Genomic DNA, 16997 nt, shown 5'->3' with positions numbered 1-16997 from the left:
GCCAGATGGCGCGGAGCCGTTCACGCAAACAGGGGAGACGGCAACATGCCGCCTCCCCTGAGCATGGCGATGCGGGCGCGGACGCCCGCATCAAACGGTCCTATTGCTGCCAGCTCTTCACCAGCTCGTCGTAGTTGATGGTGACCGGCTTTTCCTTCTCGTTCTCGATCTTGAGCTGAGGAGCGAGATTGCCCTTCTTGACCGCGTCCGTATTCCAGTAGGCGAGGTCATGCTCTTCGGCCATCTTCGGGCCGATATCGCCCTGGACGCCCGACTTCTCGATGCGGCTCATCACCTTTTCCTGCTCGCCGCAGAGCGAGTCCATCGCTTCCTGCGCGCTCTTGGCACCCGACGAAGCATCGCCGATCGCCTGCCACCAGAGCTGTGCCAGCTTAGGATAGTCCGGCACGTTGGTGCCGGTCGGCGACCACTGGACGCGCGCCGGCGAGCGGTAGAACTCGATCAAGCCGCCGAGCTTTGGCGCACGTTCGGTGAAGCTCTTGTCGTGGATCGTGCTCTCGCGGATGAAGGTCAGGCCGACATGGCTCTTCTTCACGTCGACCGTCTTCGAGGTGACGAACTGCGCGTAGAGCCAGGCGGCCTTGGCGCGGTCGGTCGGCGTCGACTTCATCAGCGTCCAGGAACCGACGTCCTGATAGCCGAGCTTCATGCCGTCCTTCCAGTAGACGCCATGCGGCGACGGCGCCATGCGCCATTTCGGCGTGCCGTCGTCGTTCAGCACCGCCTTGGCGCTGGCGTCGACCATGCTGGCGGTGAAGGCGGTGTACCAGAAGATCTGCTGGGCAACCGCGCCCTGCGCCGGAACTGGCCCCGATTCGGAGAAGGTCATGCCTTGGGCTTCCGCCGGTGCATAGGCCTTCAGCCAATCGAGGTACTTCTGGATGGCATAGACAGAAGCCGGGCCATTGGTGTCGCCGCCGCGCGCCGTGCAGGAACCGACCGGACGCGAATTCTCGTCGACCTTGATGCCCCATTCGTCGACGGGCAGACCGTTCGGAATGCCCTTGTCGCCATTGCCGGCCATCGACAGCCAGGCGTCGGTGAACCGCCAGCCGAGCGACGGGTCCTTCTTGCCATAATCCATATGGCCGTAGACCTTCTTGCCATCGATCTCACGCCCGGTGAAGAACTCGGCGATGTCCTCATAGGCCGACCAATTGACCGGCACGCCGAGGTCGTAGCCGTATTTGGCCTTGAAGTCCGCCTTGTTCTTCTCGTCGTTGAACCAGTCGTACCGGAACCAGTAGAGGTTCGCGAACTGCTGGTCGGGAAGCTGGTAGAGCTTCTTGTCGGGCGCGGTGGTGAACGAAGTGCCGATGAAATCCTTCAGGTCGAGATTCGGGTTGGTGACATCCTTGCCGTCGCCTGCCATCCAGTCGGTCAGGTTGCGCACCTGCTGGTAGCGCCAGTGCGTGCCGATCAGATCGGAATCGTTGACCCAGCCGTCATAGAGGTTCTGGCCGGTCTGCATCTGGGTCTGGATCTTCTCGACGACGTCGCCTTCCTGGATGACGTCATGCGTAACCTTGATGCCGGTGATGGCCGTAAAGGCCGGCGCCAGCACCTGCGATTCATACTGATGCGTGGCGATGGTTTCGGAAACCACCTTGATATCCATGCCGGCGAAAGGTTTCGCGGCATCGATGAACCATTGCATCTCGGCTTCCTGGTCGGCGCGCGAAAGCGTCGAAAGGGGCCCGATTTCCTTATCGAGGAAGGCCTTGGCCTCGTCCATTCCGGCATAGGCATTGCTTGCCCCGAGCAACAGGACAAGCGCAGTTGTTGATGTCAAGAATTGCCGTCGCATGTATTTCCTCCACTGTTAAAGTTCAAAGTGCGATCTGGATCGGCGGCCGGCACGCCGCCGTTCCAACAGTTTCCCCCTCTATACGTAGCGGAACACGCCGACGGCGTAGACCACGGAGAGAGCGAGAGCCCACCACAGATTGGGTCCGACTAGACCCAGCCAAGCGAGATGGATAAAGGCGCTGCCAAGCAGCGACAGGAACAGGCGGTCGCCACGCGTCGTTTCGAACCGCAGCACGCCGACGCGCGGATTGCCGCCCGGCGAGACGTATTCCCACGCCGCCATGCCGCAAAGCAGCAGAAAGATGGTTCCAAAGAAGGCCGCGGTCGGCCACGTCCAGGCCATCCACGAAAAATCGAGGTTGGACGAGAGGTTAAATCCCCACAGGCGGATATTGGCCGGATCGCTGAAGCCCACCGTTATTGCCACGAAATCGATTTGAAGTGCCACCCAGGCCACGACGACCAGGGCGAGAAGCAGCACGGCCCACCACCATGGGCTTCTGTCGACCTGCTCCATCATACCCTCCCCAGGGCAAAGCCCTTGGCGATGTAGTTGCGCACAAACCAGATGACGAGCGCGCCGGGAATCAGCGTCAGCACGCCGGCTGCGGCGAGCAGCCCCCAATCCATGCCGGCGGCCGAAACGGTGCGGGTCATGGTCGCGGCGATCGGCTTGGCATCGGTTGTCGTCAGCGTACGGGCGATCAAGAGCTCCACCCACGAGAACATGAAGCAGAAGAAGCACGCCACGCCGATGCCGCTCGCAATCAGCGGCATGAAGATCTTGATGAAGAAGCGTGGGAACGAATAGCCGTCAATATAGGCGGTCTCGTCGATCTCCTTGGGTACGCCCGACATGAAGCCTTCGAGGATCCACACCGCCAGCGGCACGTTGAACAGGCAATGCGCCAGAGCCACGGCGATGTGGGTGTCGATAAGGCCGAAGGCCGAATAAAGCTGGAAGAATGGCAGCGCGAACACCGCCGGCGGCGCCATACGGTTGGTCAGCAGCCAGAAGAACAGATGCTTGTCGCCGAGGAAGCGATAGCGCGAAAAGGCATAGGCAGCAGGCAGTGCCGCAGCCACCGAAATCACCATGTTCATAACCACATAGGTGATCGAGTTGATGTAGCCAGAGTACCAGGACGCGTCGGTGAAGATGGTGCGGTAATTCGCCAATGTCGGTGCGTGCGGGTAGAGCGTCAGCGACGAGACGATCTCGCCATTGGTCTTGAAGCTCATATTGATGAGCCAGTAGATCGGCAAAAGCAGAACGATGATGTAGAGCGTCGGCACGATCCACCACCAGCGCGACTCCTCGCCGCGACGGCGCATCAGCCGTGCGATCTCGTCCTGCCGTAGCGTGCTGGCAAGCCCTTCCGAAGCTGTCGTCTCGCTCACTCTGTCGGCTCTTTCGTCAGCGCGGCTCATCTCAGCGCTCCGCGTCGTAATTGGTCATCACGGTGTAGAACACCCATGACAACAACAGGACGATAAGGAAGTAGACCAGCGACATCGCCGCCGCCGGGCCGAGGTCGAACTGGCCGAGCGCCGTCTTGACGAGATCGATCGAAAGAAAGGTCGTCGAGTTGCCGGGTCCGCCGCCGGTCACCACGAACGGTTCGGTGTAGATCATGAAGCTATCCATAAAGCGCAGCAGCACGGCGATCAGCAGCACGCGGTTCATCTTCGGCAGCTGGATGTAACGGAACACCGCCCAGCGCGAGGCACCGTCGATCTTGGCCGCCTGATAAAAGGCATCCGGGATCGAGACCAGGCCGGCATAGCAGAGCAGAACGACGAGGCTGGTCCAATGCCAGACGTCCATGATGATGACCGTGACCCAGGCGTCATATGGGTCTTGCACATAATTATAGTCGATGCCGAGCGCGTTGACGTAATAGCCGAGCAGGCCAATGTCGTTGCGCCCGAACACCTGCCAGATGGTGCCGACGACGTTCCACGGGATCAGCAGCGGCAACGCCATCAAAACAAGGCAAACAGGCACGCCCCAACCCTTCTTCGGCATATTGAGCGCAATGAAGATGCCGAGCGGCACTTCGATCGCCAGGATGATGAAGGAGAAGACAAGGTTGCGGATCATCGCCTGCCAGAAGCGGCTGGAGGAAAGCAGTTCCTCGAACCATTCCGTGCCGGCCCAGAAGAAGACGTTATTGCCGAAAGTGTCCTGCACCGAATAATTGACGACCGTCATCAGCGGTATGACCGCCGAGAACGCCACCAGCAGCAGCACCGGCAGCACCAGGAACCAGGCTCTGTTGTTCCAGGTCTTTTCCACTTCAGGCTCCCATCTCGACGCGCCAGGAATCGGCATAGATGTTGATGCCGGCCGGGTCGAACCGCACCTTCGGATCAGCCGGAACTGTCTCGTCCTCGCCGATGACGGCGGCGATCTCGCGTCCTTCGAGATTGGCACGGACCACCTTGTGGCGGCCGACGTCCTCGACCTTGCTGACCCGGACGGCCATGCCCTGGCTGCCCAGGCGCACATATTCGGGACGGATGCCGAGCTCGATGGCGCCGCCGCCCGCCTTGGGCACGCCCGGCAGTTCGATCTGCTGCGAGCCCAGCTTCGCTGTCTTGCCGTCGATCGCCACCGGCATGACATTCATGCCGGGCGAGCCGATGAAATAGCCGACAAAGGTGTGGCGCGGGCGCTCGAACAGCTCCGCCGGTGTGCCGATCTGCACGATTTCGCCGTCATACATGACGACCACCCTGTCGGCGAAGGTCAACGCCTCGGTCTGGTCGTGCGTGACATAGACCATGGTGTAGCCGAAGCGGCGGTGAAGCTGCTTCAACTGCGAGCGCAGCACCCATTTCATATGCGGGTCGATGACGGTCAAAGGCTCGTCGAACAGGATGGCATTGACGTCGGAGCGCACCAGCCCGCGTCCGAGCGAGATTTTCTGCTTCTGGTCGGCGGTCAGTCCGCGCGCCTTTCGTTTGGCCATATCGGCCAGCCCGGTCATCTCCAGCGTCTCGCGCACCTTGCGGTCGACGTCGGCCTCCGGCACGCCGCGATTGCGCAGCGGGAATGCCAGATTGTCGTAGACGGTCATCGTGTCGTAGATCACCGGGAACTGGAAGACCTGCGCAATGTTGCGCTCTTGGGTCGACAGATTGGTCACGTCCCTGCCGTTGAACAGCAGCTGGCCATGCGAGGGATGCAGCAATCCCGAAATGATGTTGAGCAGCGTGGTCTTGCCGCAGCCGGATGGGCCGAGCAGCGCATAAGCGCCGCCATCCTCGAACGTGTGGTGCACTTCCTTCAGCGCGAAATCGGCATCCGTGCGCGGGTTCTGCAGATAGGAGTGGCGGATATGATTGACATCGATGCGCGCCATCGCTTCCTCCTAGGCCGCCAGCTTCGGCGCGGCCACGGCGCGGCCGTGCTCGTCGAAGACCATGATGTGGCGCGGGTCGATGAACACCTCGACCTCCTCGTCCGGCTCGAAGTCGCGAATGCCGTGGGTCAGCATGACCCAGCGCGCATCGGCAAAATCGAGATGGATGAAGCTTTCCGATCCGGTGATCTCAGTGATCGTCACCTTTGCGCGCACCGGCACTGCGGCGGCGTTGGGCCGATCGAGGGACAGATGATGCGGCTGGAAGCCGATCGTATAGATCGCATCGGCAATGCCGAAGAGTTCCGCCGGCACCGGCAATTTCACGCCGCCCTCGAGCAGGAAATCCAGGCCCTTCTTGGCAAGCACGATGGTGTTGAGCGGCGGATCGGCGAAGGTTCTCGCCGTCACCAGATCGACCGGTTTGCGGAACACTTCGATGGTCGGCCCGAACTGGGTGATGCTGCCCTCGGAAAGCGTTGCCGTGTTGCCGCCGAGCAGCAAAGCCTCGTGCGGCTCGGTCGTGGCATAAACAAAGATTGTACCGGCGGCCGCGAAGACTTTCGGCAGTTCCGCGCGTAATTCTTCACGCAGCTTGTAGTCGAGATTGGCGAGCGGCTCGTCGAGCAGCACGAGGCTGGCATTCTTGACGATGGCGCGGGCCAGCGCGGTGCGCTGCTGCTGGCCGCCCGACAGACTGAGAGGCGTCCGGTCGAGATAGGGCGTTAGTTTGAGAAGGGCGGCGGCATTGCGCACCTCCCTGTCGATCGTTGCCTGATCCGTGCCGGCCACCCGCAGCGGTGAGGCGATGTTTTCGTAGACCGTCATCGCCGGATAATTGATGAATTGCTGGTAGACCATGGCGACGTTGCGCTTTTGCACCGGCATGCCGGTGACATCCTTGCCATCGAACCAGACCGAGCCCGAGGTCGGCACGTCGAGGCCCGCCATCAGCCGCATCAGGCTGGTCTTGCCGGAGAGCGTCGGCCCGAGCAGGACGTTGAGCGAGCCGTGCTGAAGCGTCAGCGAGACGTCGCGGATATGTTCCGCCGCACCCACCGTCTTCGTCACGTTTCTCAGTTCAAGCATGATGCCTCCTCCCAGGCTTTCTGCATCAGTCGGCCGTTCCTATTCGGCAGCCGCTACGTGCTGCCGGCTTATTCCGCGCATGAACTCGTCGAGCACTGCCGCCTGCTCACGGCTGAGACGCAGGCCGCGCTTGGTCCGGCGCCACAATACATCCTCGGCAGTCATCGCCCATTCGTTTTCGACGAGGTAGCGCACCTCGGCTTCGTAGAGATCGGCGCCGAAGTTACGGCCAAGATCGACGTTCGACTTGGCGAGGCCCAGCAGCTTCCTTGCGCGGGTGCCGTAAAGCCGGGTCAACCGGCGGGCCAGCCGGGCGTCGAGGAACGGGTACGCCGTTTTCAGTTTCGCCACCTCGGCATCGAAGCCGGTGACGGGAAAGTCACCGCCGGGCAGCGGCGCGTTTGCCGTCCATGGTTTGCCGCGCTTGCCGAGAAAACCCTCGATCTTCTCGAGCATCGATTCCGACAATCGGCGGTAGGTCGTGATCTTGCCGCCAAAGGCGTTGACGATCGGGGCGGCACCCTCGCCTCCATCGGCCTTCAGCACATAGTCTCGGGTGGCTTCCTGCGCCTTTGAGGCGCCATCGTCGTAGAGCGGTCGCACCGCGGAATAGGTCCAGACGATATCCGACGGCTTGACCGGCTGCGCGAAATATTCGCTTGCCGCAGCGCAGAGATAGTCGATCTCGGCGTCATTGATCCTGACGTTGTGCGGATCGCCGGGATAGTCACGATCGGTCGTGCCGATGAGCGTGAATTCGTCCTCGTAAGGGATGGCGAAAATGATGCGCCCGTCCTTGTTCTGAAAGAAATAGGCGCGTGGGTCGTCGAATTTCTTGCCCACGACGATATGGCTGCCTTGTACGAGGCGGACATTGTGCACGTCGTTCAAGCCGACGGTGGCCGACAGCACCTGATCGACCCACGGGCCGGCGGCATTGACCAGCAGCCGCGCCTTGACCTCCTCGGTATCGCCGGTCCGCACATTTTCAAGCCTGACCGTCCAGAGATTGCCTTCGCGGCGTGCGCTGACGACCTTTGTTCGGGTTCGAATGGTTGCGCCGCGCTCGGCAGCGTCGCGGGCGTTCAACACAACCAGCCGGGCATCGTTGACCCAACCGTCCGAATATTCGAACGCCTTTCGAAACAGCGGCTTCAGCGGCTTGCCGGCCGGATCCTTGGCCATGTCCAGCGTTTTCGTCGGCGGCAGCAATTTGCGCCCGCCAATATGGTCGTAGAGGAAAAGCCCGAGCCGGATCAGCCAGGCCGGACGCAGTCCCTTGGCGTATGGCAGCACGAAGCGCATCGGCCAGATGATGTGCGGCGCGTTCCTCCACAGGACCTCGCGTTCCATCAGCGCTTCGCGCACCAGACGGAATTCGTAGAATTCGAGATAGCGCAAGCCGCCGTGGATCAGTTTGGTCGAGCCGGAAGAGGTCCCGCTGGCCAGATCGTTCATCTCGGCAAGAAAAACCGAAAAGCCACGTCCAACGGCATCGCGGGCGATGCCGCAGCCATTGATGCCGCCACCGATGACGAAAATGTCATGAATCGGTGATGCGCTCAAAGAATCCTCCCTCGATTTCGCATTGCAGCATTTTTGGGTTCTTGCGAAACCGTAGAGGGATTATTTCGAAATGATAACGAATGTCAAACGAAATATGATGGGCGGAAGATGCCGCTACGGCATCTCTAGGAGAGCGACGTTTCGATCAGCTGAACTTCTGCCTCCTGGCAGATCTTACGCACCGACGGGATGTCGCAACGATCGGTGATAAAGGTGTTGACCTGCGACAGATGGCCGATGCGGACGGGCGCGGTGCGCTCGAATTTGGTCTGGTCCGACACCAGGATCACATGTCGGGCGTTGGCGATGATCGCCTGAGCCACCTTCACCTCGCGAAAATCGAAGTCGAGCAGTGCGCCGTCATGGTCGATGGCCGAGGCGCCGATCACCGCAAAATCGACCTTGAACTGCCTGATGAAATCGACCGCTGCCTCGCCGACCACACCGCCGTCGGAACCGCGCACGACACCGCCGGCGATCACGACCTCGATCGAAGGATATATGCGCATCCTGTTGGCAACATTGATGTTATTGGTGATGACCATCAGGCCGCTGTGATCGAGCAGCGACTTGCTGACAGCTTCCGTCGTTGTCCCGATATTGATGAACAGAGACGCGTTGTCGGGGATCAGCCGGGCTGCTGCGCGGCCGATCGCCTCCTTCTCCTCGGCGGCGATCTTGCGCCGAGCCTCATATTCCATGTTCTCGATGCCGGAGGGGAACAATGCCCCGCCATGGATGCGGGACAAAAGCCGCTGGTCGCAGAGATCGTTGAGATCCTTGCGGATCGTCTGCGGCGTCACGTTGAAATGCGTCGCCAGCTCCTCGACCAGTACGCGGCCATGGTCCTTGGCCATCTGGATGATTTCGGAATGACGCGGCGACAGATACATCTAGCAACCTCTCATTTTCGTTTCTCTCGTCTATAGCTGAAAACGAAAGCCATGAACAGGTATGGGCCCGGCTAATGAAAATCGGGCGACTGCAGAGAGAAAAGCTCCGGCGCAATCTCGACGAGGGTATCAACTCAGCCCCCGCGCGATCTCAGTGATGACCTCGAAAGCAGTATCGACGTCCGCCGCAGTCGTTTCGAACTGCCCGACCTGAAAGCGGATCGCCACCTGTCCGTCCACCCGGGTCTGCGTCAGGTAAATGCGGCCGTCATCGTTGATCGCGTTGACCAGCCGCAAATTGTGCTCGTCAAGGCCGATTCCCGCAGCCGCGAGATGGCGGAATGAGAATAGCGACAGCATCGGTTCCGTGACGATCTCGAAATCCGGTTCCCGAGCCAGCCGCGCGGCGAGGCTCTCGCTCCAGGCGACATGGTTGCGGATCATGTTCCGCAGATTTTCCAAGCCATGCGCACGCAGCAGGAACCAAAGTTTCAGCGCGCGGAACCTCCGTCCGAGCGGCACCGACCATTCGGAGTAGTTGATGACCCCGTCGCGGCCATGCGTTTTCAGGAATTCGGGCTTGATCGCCAGCGTGCGGACCAGGTCTTTCGGCTGGCGGATGAACTGCATCGAGCAATCGAACTGTGCCCCCAACCATTTATGCGGGTTGAAGACGATGGAATCGGCATTTTCGGCGCCGGTCCAGAAATGCCGGAACTCGGGGCAGATCATGGCGGAGCCGGCCCATGCGGCATCGACATGCAGGTAGAGCCCGTGCCGCTTCGCCACCTCGGCAACAGCCGCCACGTTGTCGGTGCCGCCGGTACTTGTGCCGCCGACGCTGGCGATGATGCCCGCCGGCAGCATGCCGTTTTCGCGGTCGGTAACGATCGCGGCTTCCAGAGCCGTCGTCTGCATGGCGCGGAAGCGTCCGGCGACCGGAATGCGCACGAGGTTCGCCTCGCCGATGCCCGACACCCAGATCGCCCGGTCGATAGAAGTATGGACTTGGTCGGAAGAATAGATCCGCACGACCGGCTGCCCTTGCAAGCCGTTCTTGTTGCCTTGCCAGTCGAGCGCGCGCTCGCGCATGGTCAGCACGGCGGCAAGCGTCGCCGATGAAGCCGAATCCTGCATGACGCCGGAAAATCCCTCCGGCAAACCAAGCGCCTGCCGCATCCAATCGACGACCCGCGTCTCGAGCTCGGTTGCCGCCGGCGAGGTCTGCCAGAGCATGCATTGCGCGGCCATCGCGGAAACCAGATACTCGGCCACGACGGAGACCGGCGCCGCATTGGCCGGGAAATAGGCGAAGAAACGCGGATGCTGCCAGTGCGTCATGCCCGGCAATATCTTTTGTTCGAAATCGGCGAAGATTGCCTGCATCGTTTCGCCGTCTTCCGGCGGCGCGGCATCGATGCTTTTGAAGATTTCGCCCGGCTCGACAAGCGGCCGCACCGGTCTTTCGCGAAGGCTGTTTCTGTAGTCGACGCCCCATTCAGCCGCTCGCAGCGACCACTCGCGGAATTCGTTGCTATTCATCTTCTTCGCCTCCGTGGCGCCTCATCGAGCCGCGGTCAAAGAGCACGAAAAACGAAGGTTTTCATTCGGGAAAATCAGGCAGACTGGCAAAGGCGGTCTTCAGCGCGTTCGACCAGCTATCCGAGATCGTACGATAATATTGATCGTCCTGGTTTATTCGCTTTTTGAGGCCGACCTTGAAAGTGTCCTTTTCATAGAACAGCAGGTCGAGTGGCAGGCCGACCGACAGGTTCGACTTCAGCGTCGAGTCGAACGACACCAGCAGCAACTTCACCGTCTCGGCGAAACTCATCGTCCTTTCATAAGCGCGGATAATGATCGGCTTGCCGTATTTGGTCTCACCGATCTGGAAGAACGGCGTGTCGTCGGTGGATTCGATGAAATTGCCTTCCGGATAGATCATGAACAGGCGCGGCGGGCTGCCCTTGATCTGACCGCCAAGGATGAAGGAGGCGTTGAAGTAGGAGTCCGCCTTTTCGCCAGCCGGCGACGAACTGGCGATGACCTCCTTGACGGTGTCTCCGACCAACCGGACTGTCTGGTACATGGAGGGCGTTTCGAGCAACGTGGCACGGCGCTCCGCCACTGCCTTGGTGCGTTCGTCGAGCAGGCTGACCACGGCCTGCGTCGTCGCCAGATTGCCGGCCGACATCAAAACGATGACGCGCTCGCCCGGCTCTTCCCAGACATGCATCTTCCTGAAGGTCGAGATCGAATCCATGCCGGCGTTGGTGCGCGTGTCCGACATGAACACGAGCCCGCGATCGATCTTCAGGCCGACGCAATAGGTCATCGAATCTCTTTGGCAACAATCTTGCCGGGGATTACTGCTCCACGGTGACGGTGACCGCAAGCTGTTCTTCCGCCTGTCCCAGCCGAATTCCAGATACCGGCATGGCGTCGCGATAATCGCGGCCGGTCGCCACCTTCACATAACGCTCGTCCGGAGAAATGCCGTTGGCGACATCGAAGGCGACCCAGCCGAGGCCCGAGACATGCGCCTCGGCCCAGGCGTGGCTTGCCACCTGCTCGATGGCCGCATCCATCATCAGGTAGCCGCTGATATAGCGGGCCGGAAAATCCATGGCACGCGCCGCGGCAACGAAGATGTGGCTGTGGTCCTGGCAAACGCCGGTCTTGAGCGCCAGGGCCTCTTCGGCCGGCGTCGTCACGTTGGTGGTGTCCGGCGTATAAGCGACGCGCTCGCCGATCACCGCCATCAACCGGTGCAGCCTTTCGATGTCGGTACCCTTGCCGACCGAGGCAGCAAGCTCGCGAATGCCGCTGCCGATCGTCGTCAGCGGCGTTTCCTGGCCGAACAGCCAGAGCGGCGCGAAACCCTGGTGCGGTCCGCAGACGCCAGCGGTGTCGCGCGTCACCACTTCGCCGGCTGCTTCGACGGTGATGAAGTCGCGCTCGCCCTCGACGCTCAACAGCCGGGTATCATTGCCGAAATGGTCGGTGAAGCGCACTTCCTCGCGTGCGCCTTCGATCTTCAGCGCCCAGGACAGTACCGTCTGAGTGCGCCCGTTCACCGGGAGCAGCCGCAAACGCTGCAACAGATACTGCACCGGCGCATCGTAGCGGTATTCGGTTCGGTGGGTGATCTTCAGCCGCATCGCTCTCGTCCCTGGAGCATGAGCTTTTCCGAAAACCGATCTCCGCCTTTTTGGATCATGCTCAATAGAACCTGTAATCCTGCGCGATCTCGTCGCCGAGCCTGGTGTTGTCGCGGATGAAATTGGCTAGGAATTCGTGCAGGCCGGCGTCGAAAATATCCTTGATCGACCCGGCCGTCAGCATGGCCTGGGTCTTGGCAGCCGTCGCATGACAGGCGTGGCGCTCCCCATAGTCGTCACCCAGGAATTTGAGATGCTCCGTCAGGAAGCGGTAGCAAAAGGTCAGCGAGCGCGGCATGCGGACGTTGAGGATCAGATAATCGGCGATGTTGCTCGGCTTGTAGTCGGCATCATAGACCCAGCGATAGGAACGGTGCGCCGACACCGAGCGCAGGATCGATTCCCACTGGTAGTTGTCGAGCGTCGAGCCGACCCAGGAGATCGACGGCAACAGAACGTAGTATTTCACATCCAGGATGCGCGCGGTGTTGTCGGCGCGTTCGACATAAGTGCCGAGCTGCGAAAAATCGAAAATCTCGTTGCGCAGCATCGTGCCGTAGAACGAGCCGCGGATCAGCGCCGTCTCGCGCTTGATTGCGTCGAGCGCGTTGGGCAGGTCGCGCTCGTCGATCGGCTTGGCCAGCATCCGCTTCAGCGACATCCAGGCTTCGTTGATGCTTTCCCAGGTTTCACGCGTCAGTGCGGTACGCACCATGCGGGCATTGTTACGGGCCGTTTCGATAGACGACATCGTGCTCGACGGGTTCGATGTGTCGCGCAGCAGATAGTCGGCGACATTGGCGGCGGTGTAGTCGGAATATTTCTGCGTGAAGCTGGCGTCCGAACCGGCGCTGAGCAGCACCGAATTCCACTCCTCCGAAGCGTTCTGAGTACGAGTCAGCGCCATGCGCAGGCCGGCATCCACCAATCGCGCCATGTTTTCCGCCCGCTCGATGTAGCGGTTCATCCAGTAGAGCCCGTTGGCGGTGCGGCCGAGAAGCATGTCAGGCGGTCCTGTGGTGAATAGTGAAAGGTGAATGGTGAATGGTGACTATCCAGATTCCAGGGCACGATTCCGCGCGCTTCACTTCAGGGCATTTCACCAACATCAACGACCCATATCCTTATCTATTCACTATTCACTATTCACTATTCACTATTCACCATTCACTATTCACTACTTCCACTCTAATCATCTAACACCCACGTATCCTTCGTGCCCCCGCCTTGCGAGGAATTGACGACCAGCGAGCCTTCCTTGAGCGCTACTCGGGTCAGCCCGCCGGGCACGATCTGGATACGGTCGGAAACCAGCACATAGGGGCGCAGATCGACATGGCGCGGCGCCAGCCCCTTGTCCGTCAGGATCGGGCAGGTCGACAGCGCCAGCGTCGGCTGGGCGATGTAGTTCGACGGTTTTGCCGCGAGCTTTTTGGAAAACTCTTCGCATTCCTTCTTGGTCGCCGCCGGACCGACCAGCATGCCGTAACCGCCGGAGCCGTGGACTTCCTTGATAACCAATTCATCGATGTGCTCGAGCACGTATTTCAGGCTGTCCGGCTCCGAGCAGCGCCAGGTCGGGATGTTGCCGAGCATCGCCTTGCGGCCGGTATAGAATTCGACGATTTCGGGCATGTAGGAATAAATCGCCTTGTCGTCGGCGATGCCGGTTCCCGGCGCATTGGCGATCGTGATGTTGCCGGCGCGGTAGACGTCCATAATGCCCGGCACGCCAAGTGCCGAGTCGGGGCGGAAGGTCAGCGGATCGAGGAACGAGTCGTCGACACGACGGTAAAGCACGTCGATCTGCTTGTAGCCCTCGGTGGTGCGCATCGCGACATGGCCATCGACGACGCGCAGATCCTGCCCTTCGACAAGCTGCACGCCCATCTGGTCGGCAAGGAAAGCATGTTCGAAATACGCCGAGTTGAAGCTGCCCGGCGTCAGCACGGCAATGGTCGGCGCGCCCTTGGTGCTTTGCGGCCGCACTGCCGCCAGCGACTGGCGCAAGAGCTGCGGGTAATTCTCAACCGGCCGCACCTTGATCTGCTGGAACAGCTCGGGAAAGAGCTGCATCATCGTCTCGCGGTTCTCCAGCATGTAGGAGACGCCGGACGGCGTGCGCGCGTTGTCCTCCAGCACGTAGAACTCGTTCTCGCTGATGCGTACGATGTCGACGCCGATGATGTGGGTATAGACGCCGGCCGGCGGCCGCACCCCGATCATCTCGGGCAGGAACGCCTCATTCTTGGCGATCAACTCCTTCGGCACCCGGCCGGCGCGCAAGATCTCCTGGCGATGGTAGATGTCGTCGAGAAAGGCGTTCAGCGCCTGGACGCGCTGCTCGATGCCTTGCGTCAGCCGTCGCCATTCATTGCCCGAAATGATGCGCGGAACGATATCGAAGGGTATCAGCCGCTCCGATGCTTCCTGCTCGCCGTAGACGGCGAAAGTGATGCCTGTCTTGCGAAAGACGCGTTCGGCGTCCTGCATCTTCTCGGTAAGTCTGGCCGGGTCCTGTTCCTTCAGCCAGCGATCGTAAGCCGAATACGGTTTTCTCAGCCCGGAAACTTCCGGAAGCATTTCATCGAACGCTGCCAATCGCATACTCCCCTGTGGCGCCATTTCACTGGCCTCGCTGGAGAAAATCAAGCGCAATCGGTGATTTGTTGGGCGCCGGCGATCAGTATATCGCACTTGCCTAAAATTAAGGCAGCACCAATAGGGCCTTGATCAGGCTTTGCCTGGTGTCCGGGCAGATGCCGGATGCGGATCAAAACGCGCGAAAGGTGACGACCGTGAACGTGTCCTTGATACCGGGAAGAATCTGCACTTTCTCGTTGACGAAGTGGCCGATGTCTTCCTCGTCGTCGACATAGAATTTGGCGAGCAGGTCGTAGTTTCCGGCTGTCGAGTAGATTTCCGAAGCAATCTCGGCATCGGCCAGGGCGCTGGCAACGTCGTAGGCCTTGCCCAGATCGCACTTTATCTGCACGAAAAATGCCTTCATTGCCTGGTCCTGCTCACATCGCACGCTCTAGGTATAATCGAGCGGCCCTTGTGGCAGACTGCCGTTCGCCTTTCAAGCATCGGCAATCGCTCAGGCTGTTCTCGCCTCGACAATGCGTCTCGGTCTGGACACGGACTGCCACGCCGAATGTTTGCGCTCGGCTGAAACCCTGAAGCACTGCAAAGCGTATGGTATCATGTACCTTCAGGCAGCGATTTCTCAGGGACAACGGAGACAGGCCATGCGCCGCGCGTTTTTCGCATTCGCAGTCGTTCCATTCATTTTCGCATCCCAGGCCTTTGCTGGCGACGCCGAAGTCAAAGCGGCGCAGACGGTCATCGATGGGCAGTTGAGGGCCTTCATCGCCAATGACGGAATGACGGCCTACAGCTTTGCCGCACCGAATGTGAAGCGCATCTTTCCGACCGTCGATACCTTCATGAACATGGTGACCAACGGCTATCCGCCGGTGCGCCAGCCGCAGACCTACTCCTTCGGCAAGGTTCGCGAGACGAGCCCGACCTCGATCATCCAGCAAGTGCTGATCGTCGGCCCGGATGGCAAGGACTACGAGGCGGTCTACACGCTAGAACTACAGCCTGACGGCAGCTTTCGGATCACCGGCTGCAGCCTGCGTGCGTCCACGTCGCTCAGCACCTAAAGGGGTGTTTCAATCCTGTCGCCGGTAGAGCGTCCAGCTCAGGCCTGAAAACCCCCAATGCCTCGACGCATCGGCCCGTTCATAGGCCAGAGCGCATGCGGCCGTCGGTTCGACATGTTCGGCTTGTTTGTCCACGTCCCCCTCGAGGACCAGCCAGGCGGGCCGTTCGGTGCACATCCCGTCGTCTGGAACCAGCAATGCCCGACGATCCATTCGCGCCGCAAAATAGTCGACGACAATGGGGGTGCGGAAATTGCCGTCGCTGGCATAGGTGGTTGCGCCGTTCCTGGTCATTTCATCGACGATAGCGGCGTAGGAGCCGCGTCCATATTGATAGAACTGAAGCAGCGACGAAATGCTTCCACCCACCACGATCACCAGCGCTCCCATCGCAAGCAGCCTGGCAGTCCCGCGAGCATCCAGGCCGCGGCCAATCATCTCGCCGGCCCAGAGCAGCAGCAATGTTCCGCTGATGATGAAATAGCGTGGGAACTCGAGGTTGGGCAGATGCGCCGCCGCCATGAGCAAAGGCAGTCCGATAATCCCGATCGCATAAAGGCTGGCTCGGCGACCGCGCCAGACACCGGCGGAGAGGCCGACAAGACAGCAGGCGGCAACGATGTAGGGCCCGTCACCGAACCAGGGTGGCAGCCCGAACAGAGAGCGGATCATCCCGCCATAGCCCTGCGCGAAGGCGGCAATCGAGAACGGCGAAACACCACCGACACTGAAGCCGAACAGCCTGCCGCCGACAAACACGCCGACAGCCAGCGGCAGCACGGCAAGCAAGCCCGGCAGGAAGATCGACGCCAGGTCCGCAACGACACGGCCGACCTTCGCCGTACGCTGCCAGGCGAGCCAGGCGGTCCATATTGCGAGGACCGCCACCATTCCGATCATGGTGAGGTGGCACAGGAAGCCGAAAAGGATCGCCGCTGCCAAGGCCACGCCAGACCACCGTCTACTGTCGAGCCGGCGCTCCAGAAAAATGACCGAAAGCAGCGTGAACAGCACAAGGCCGGCATAGCCGCGCGCCTCCGAGCCGTAATGGATCATTGGGTAGCTCACGGCAAACAACAGGCTTGTGGCAATCATCGCCTGTCGTCCGCGCGATGCGGCGCTCGCTGCCGCCGCACCGATCGTGGCAACACCTAATGCTATCGACAGACCTCGCTGGATCAGCGGCGAAGCATCGGGGCCAATGAGATAGAGATAGACCGAGTTGAGGAAATGATTGTTGTCGTGATTGACGCGCCAGAATATCTGGTCGATCGAGGTCAGCGGCTCGATCAGCGCAAAGCTCCAGATCTCGTCCAGCCAAAGGTCGCCGCGCGCGCCAAGTAAGCGCAAGACCAGGCCGGTCACTGCGATCGCCAGAGCGGCAAGCAACGACCCCGCCGTCCATTGCTGGACAGCCAC

The 16997-nt window shown here is 60.7% G+C and carries 16 protein-coding genes; 1 reads left to right on the top strand and 15 read right to left on the bottom strand.

Annotated features, from left to right (window positions below; genetic code table 11):
- Positions 1 to 100 precede the first annotated feature (100 nt).
- From NKI67_RS19975 to NKI67_RS19910, 14 genes are all read right to left on the bottom strand, one after another.
- Entirely contained in the window at positions 101 to 1828 is a 1728-nt protein-coding gene (locus NKI67_RS19975; RefSeq protein WP_352646485.1) for an ABC transporter substrate-binding protein, read from the bottom strand.
- A 78-nt stretch (positions 1829 to 1906) separates the two neighbouring features.
- On the bottom strand, positions 1907 to 2173 hold the full coding sequence (locus NKI67_RS19970) for a DUF2160 domain-containing protein (RefSeq protein WP_031211283.1): 267 nt from the start codon (positions 2171 to 2173) through the stop codon (positions 1907 to 1909).
- 173 nt (positions 2174 to 2346) lie between these two features.
- The gene (locus tag NKI67_RS19965) at positions 2347 to 3261 is read right to left on the bottom strand and encodes a carbohydrate ABC transporter permease (protein ID WP_352523506.1); all 915 of its coding nucleotides are present in this window, start codon (positions 3259 to 3261) and stop codon (positions 2347 to 2349) included.
- A gap of 1 nt (position 3262) precedes the next feature.
- Positions 3263 to 4129 carry a carbohydrate ABC transporter permease gene (locus NKI67_RS19960; RefSeq protein ID WP_023674893.1) on the bottom strand — a complete coding sequence of 289 codons (867 nt, stop codon included), beginning with the start codon at positions 4127 to 4129 and terminating at the stop codon, positions 3263 to 3265.
- 1 nt (position 4130) lies between these two features.
- Positions 4131 to 5198: an ABC transporter ATP-binding protein gene (locus NKI67_RS19955; protein WP_352455722.1), complete on the bottom strand. Its 1068-nt coding sequence runs from the start codon at positions 5196 to 5198 to the stop codon at positions 4131 to 4133.
- A gap of 9 nt (positions 5199 to 5207) precedes the next feature.
- Positions 5208 to 6287 carry an ABC transporter ATP-binding protein gene (locus NKI67_RS19950; RefSeq protein ID WP_254817350.1) on the bottom strand — a complete coding sequence of 360 codons (1080 nt, stop codon included), beginning with the start codon at positions 6285 to 6287 and terminating at the stop codon, positions 5208 to 5210.
- Positions 6288 to 6326: 39 nt separating this feature from the next.
- Entirely contained in the window at positions 6327 to 7853 is a 1527-nt protein-coding gene (glpD, locus tag NKI67_RS19945) for a glycerol-3-phosphate dehydrogenase (protein ID WP_023674890.1), read from the bottom strand.
- Positions 7854 to 7978: 125 nt separating this feature from the next.
- On the bottom strand, positions 7979 to 8746 hold the full coding sequence (locus NKI67_RS19940) for a DeoR/GlpR family DNA-binding transcription regulator (protein WP_023674889.1): 768 nt from the start codon (positions 8744 to 8746) through the stop codon (positions 7979 to 7981).
- Positions 8747 to 8875: 129 nt separating this feature from the next.
- Positions 8876 to 10288: a pyridoxal phosphate-dependent decarboxylase family protein gene (locus NKI67_RS19935; RefSeq protein WP_023674888.1), complete on the bottom strand. Its 1413-nt coding sequence runs from the start codon at positions 10286 to 10288 to the stop codon at positions 8876 to 8878.
- Between the two features lie 61 nt (positions 10289 to 10349).
- Positions 10350 to 11081, bottom strand: coding sequence for a proteasome-type protease (locus tag NKI67_RS19930; protein WP_023674887.1), 732 nt, complete (start codon positions 11079 to 11081; stop codon positions 10350 to 10352).
- A gap of 31 nt (positions 11082 to 11112) precedes the next feature.
- The gene (locus NKI67_RS19925; RefSeq protein ID WP_023674886.1) at positions 11113 to 11907 is read right to left on the bottom strand and encodes a transglutaminase family protein; all 795 of its coding nucleotides are present in this window, start codon (positions 11905 to 11907) and stop codon (positions 11113 to 11115) included.
- A 61-nt stretch (positions 11908 to 11968) separates the two neighbouring features.
- A complete protein-coding gene (locus NKI67_RS19920; protein WP_023674885.1) occupies positions 11969 to 12910 on the bottom strand; it encodes an alpha-E domain-containing protein in 942 nt (313 codons plus the stop codon).
- Between the two features lie 185 nt (positions 12911 to 13095).
- Positions 13096 to 14508, bottom strand: a complete 1413-nt coding sequence (locus NKI67_RS19915; protein WP_023674884.1) for a circularly permuted type 2 ATP-grasp protein — start codon at positions 14506 to 14508, stop codon at positions 13096 to 13098.
- A gap of 172 nt (positions 14509 to 14680) precedes the next feature.
- Positions 14681 to 14917 (bottom strand): Lrp/AsnC ligand binding domain-containing protein, encoded by a 237-nt coding sequence (locus NKI67_RS19910; protein WP_023674883.1) that lies wholly within the window; start codon positions 14915 to 14917, stop codon positions 14681 to 14683.
- Between the two features lie 241 nt (positions 14918 to 15158).
- Between NKI67_RS19910 and NKI67_RS19905 the strand changes: the two genes are divergently transcribed.
- Positions 15159 to 15578 (top strand): DUF4864 domain-containing protein, encoded by a 420-nt coding sequence (locus NKI67_RS19905; protein ID WP_023674882.1) that lies wholly within the window; start codon positions 15159 to 15161, stop codon positions 15576 to 15578.
- 9 nt (positions 15579 to 15587) lie between these two features.
- Here the strand turns inward: NKI67_RS19905 and NKI67_RS19900 are convergent, their stop codons facing one another.
- Positions 15588 to 16997 carry a glycosyltransferase family protein gene (locus NKI67_RS19900; RefSeq protein WP_352646483.1) on the bottom strand — a complete coding sequence of 470 codons (1410 nt, stop codon included), beginning with the start codon at positions 16995 to 16997 and terminating at the stop codon, positions 15588 to 15590.

This window comes from Mesorhizobium sp. M0408 (assembly GCF_040321495.1).
Lineage (GTDB): Bacteria > Pseudomonadota > Alphaproteobacteria > Rhizobiales > Rhizobiaceae > Mesorhizobium.
Note: the sequence above shows the minus strand (reverse complement) of the source record. Positions and strands in the feature narration are given on the sequence as shown.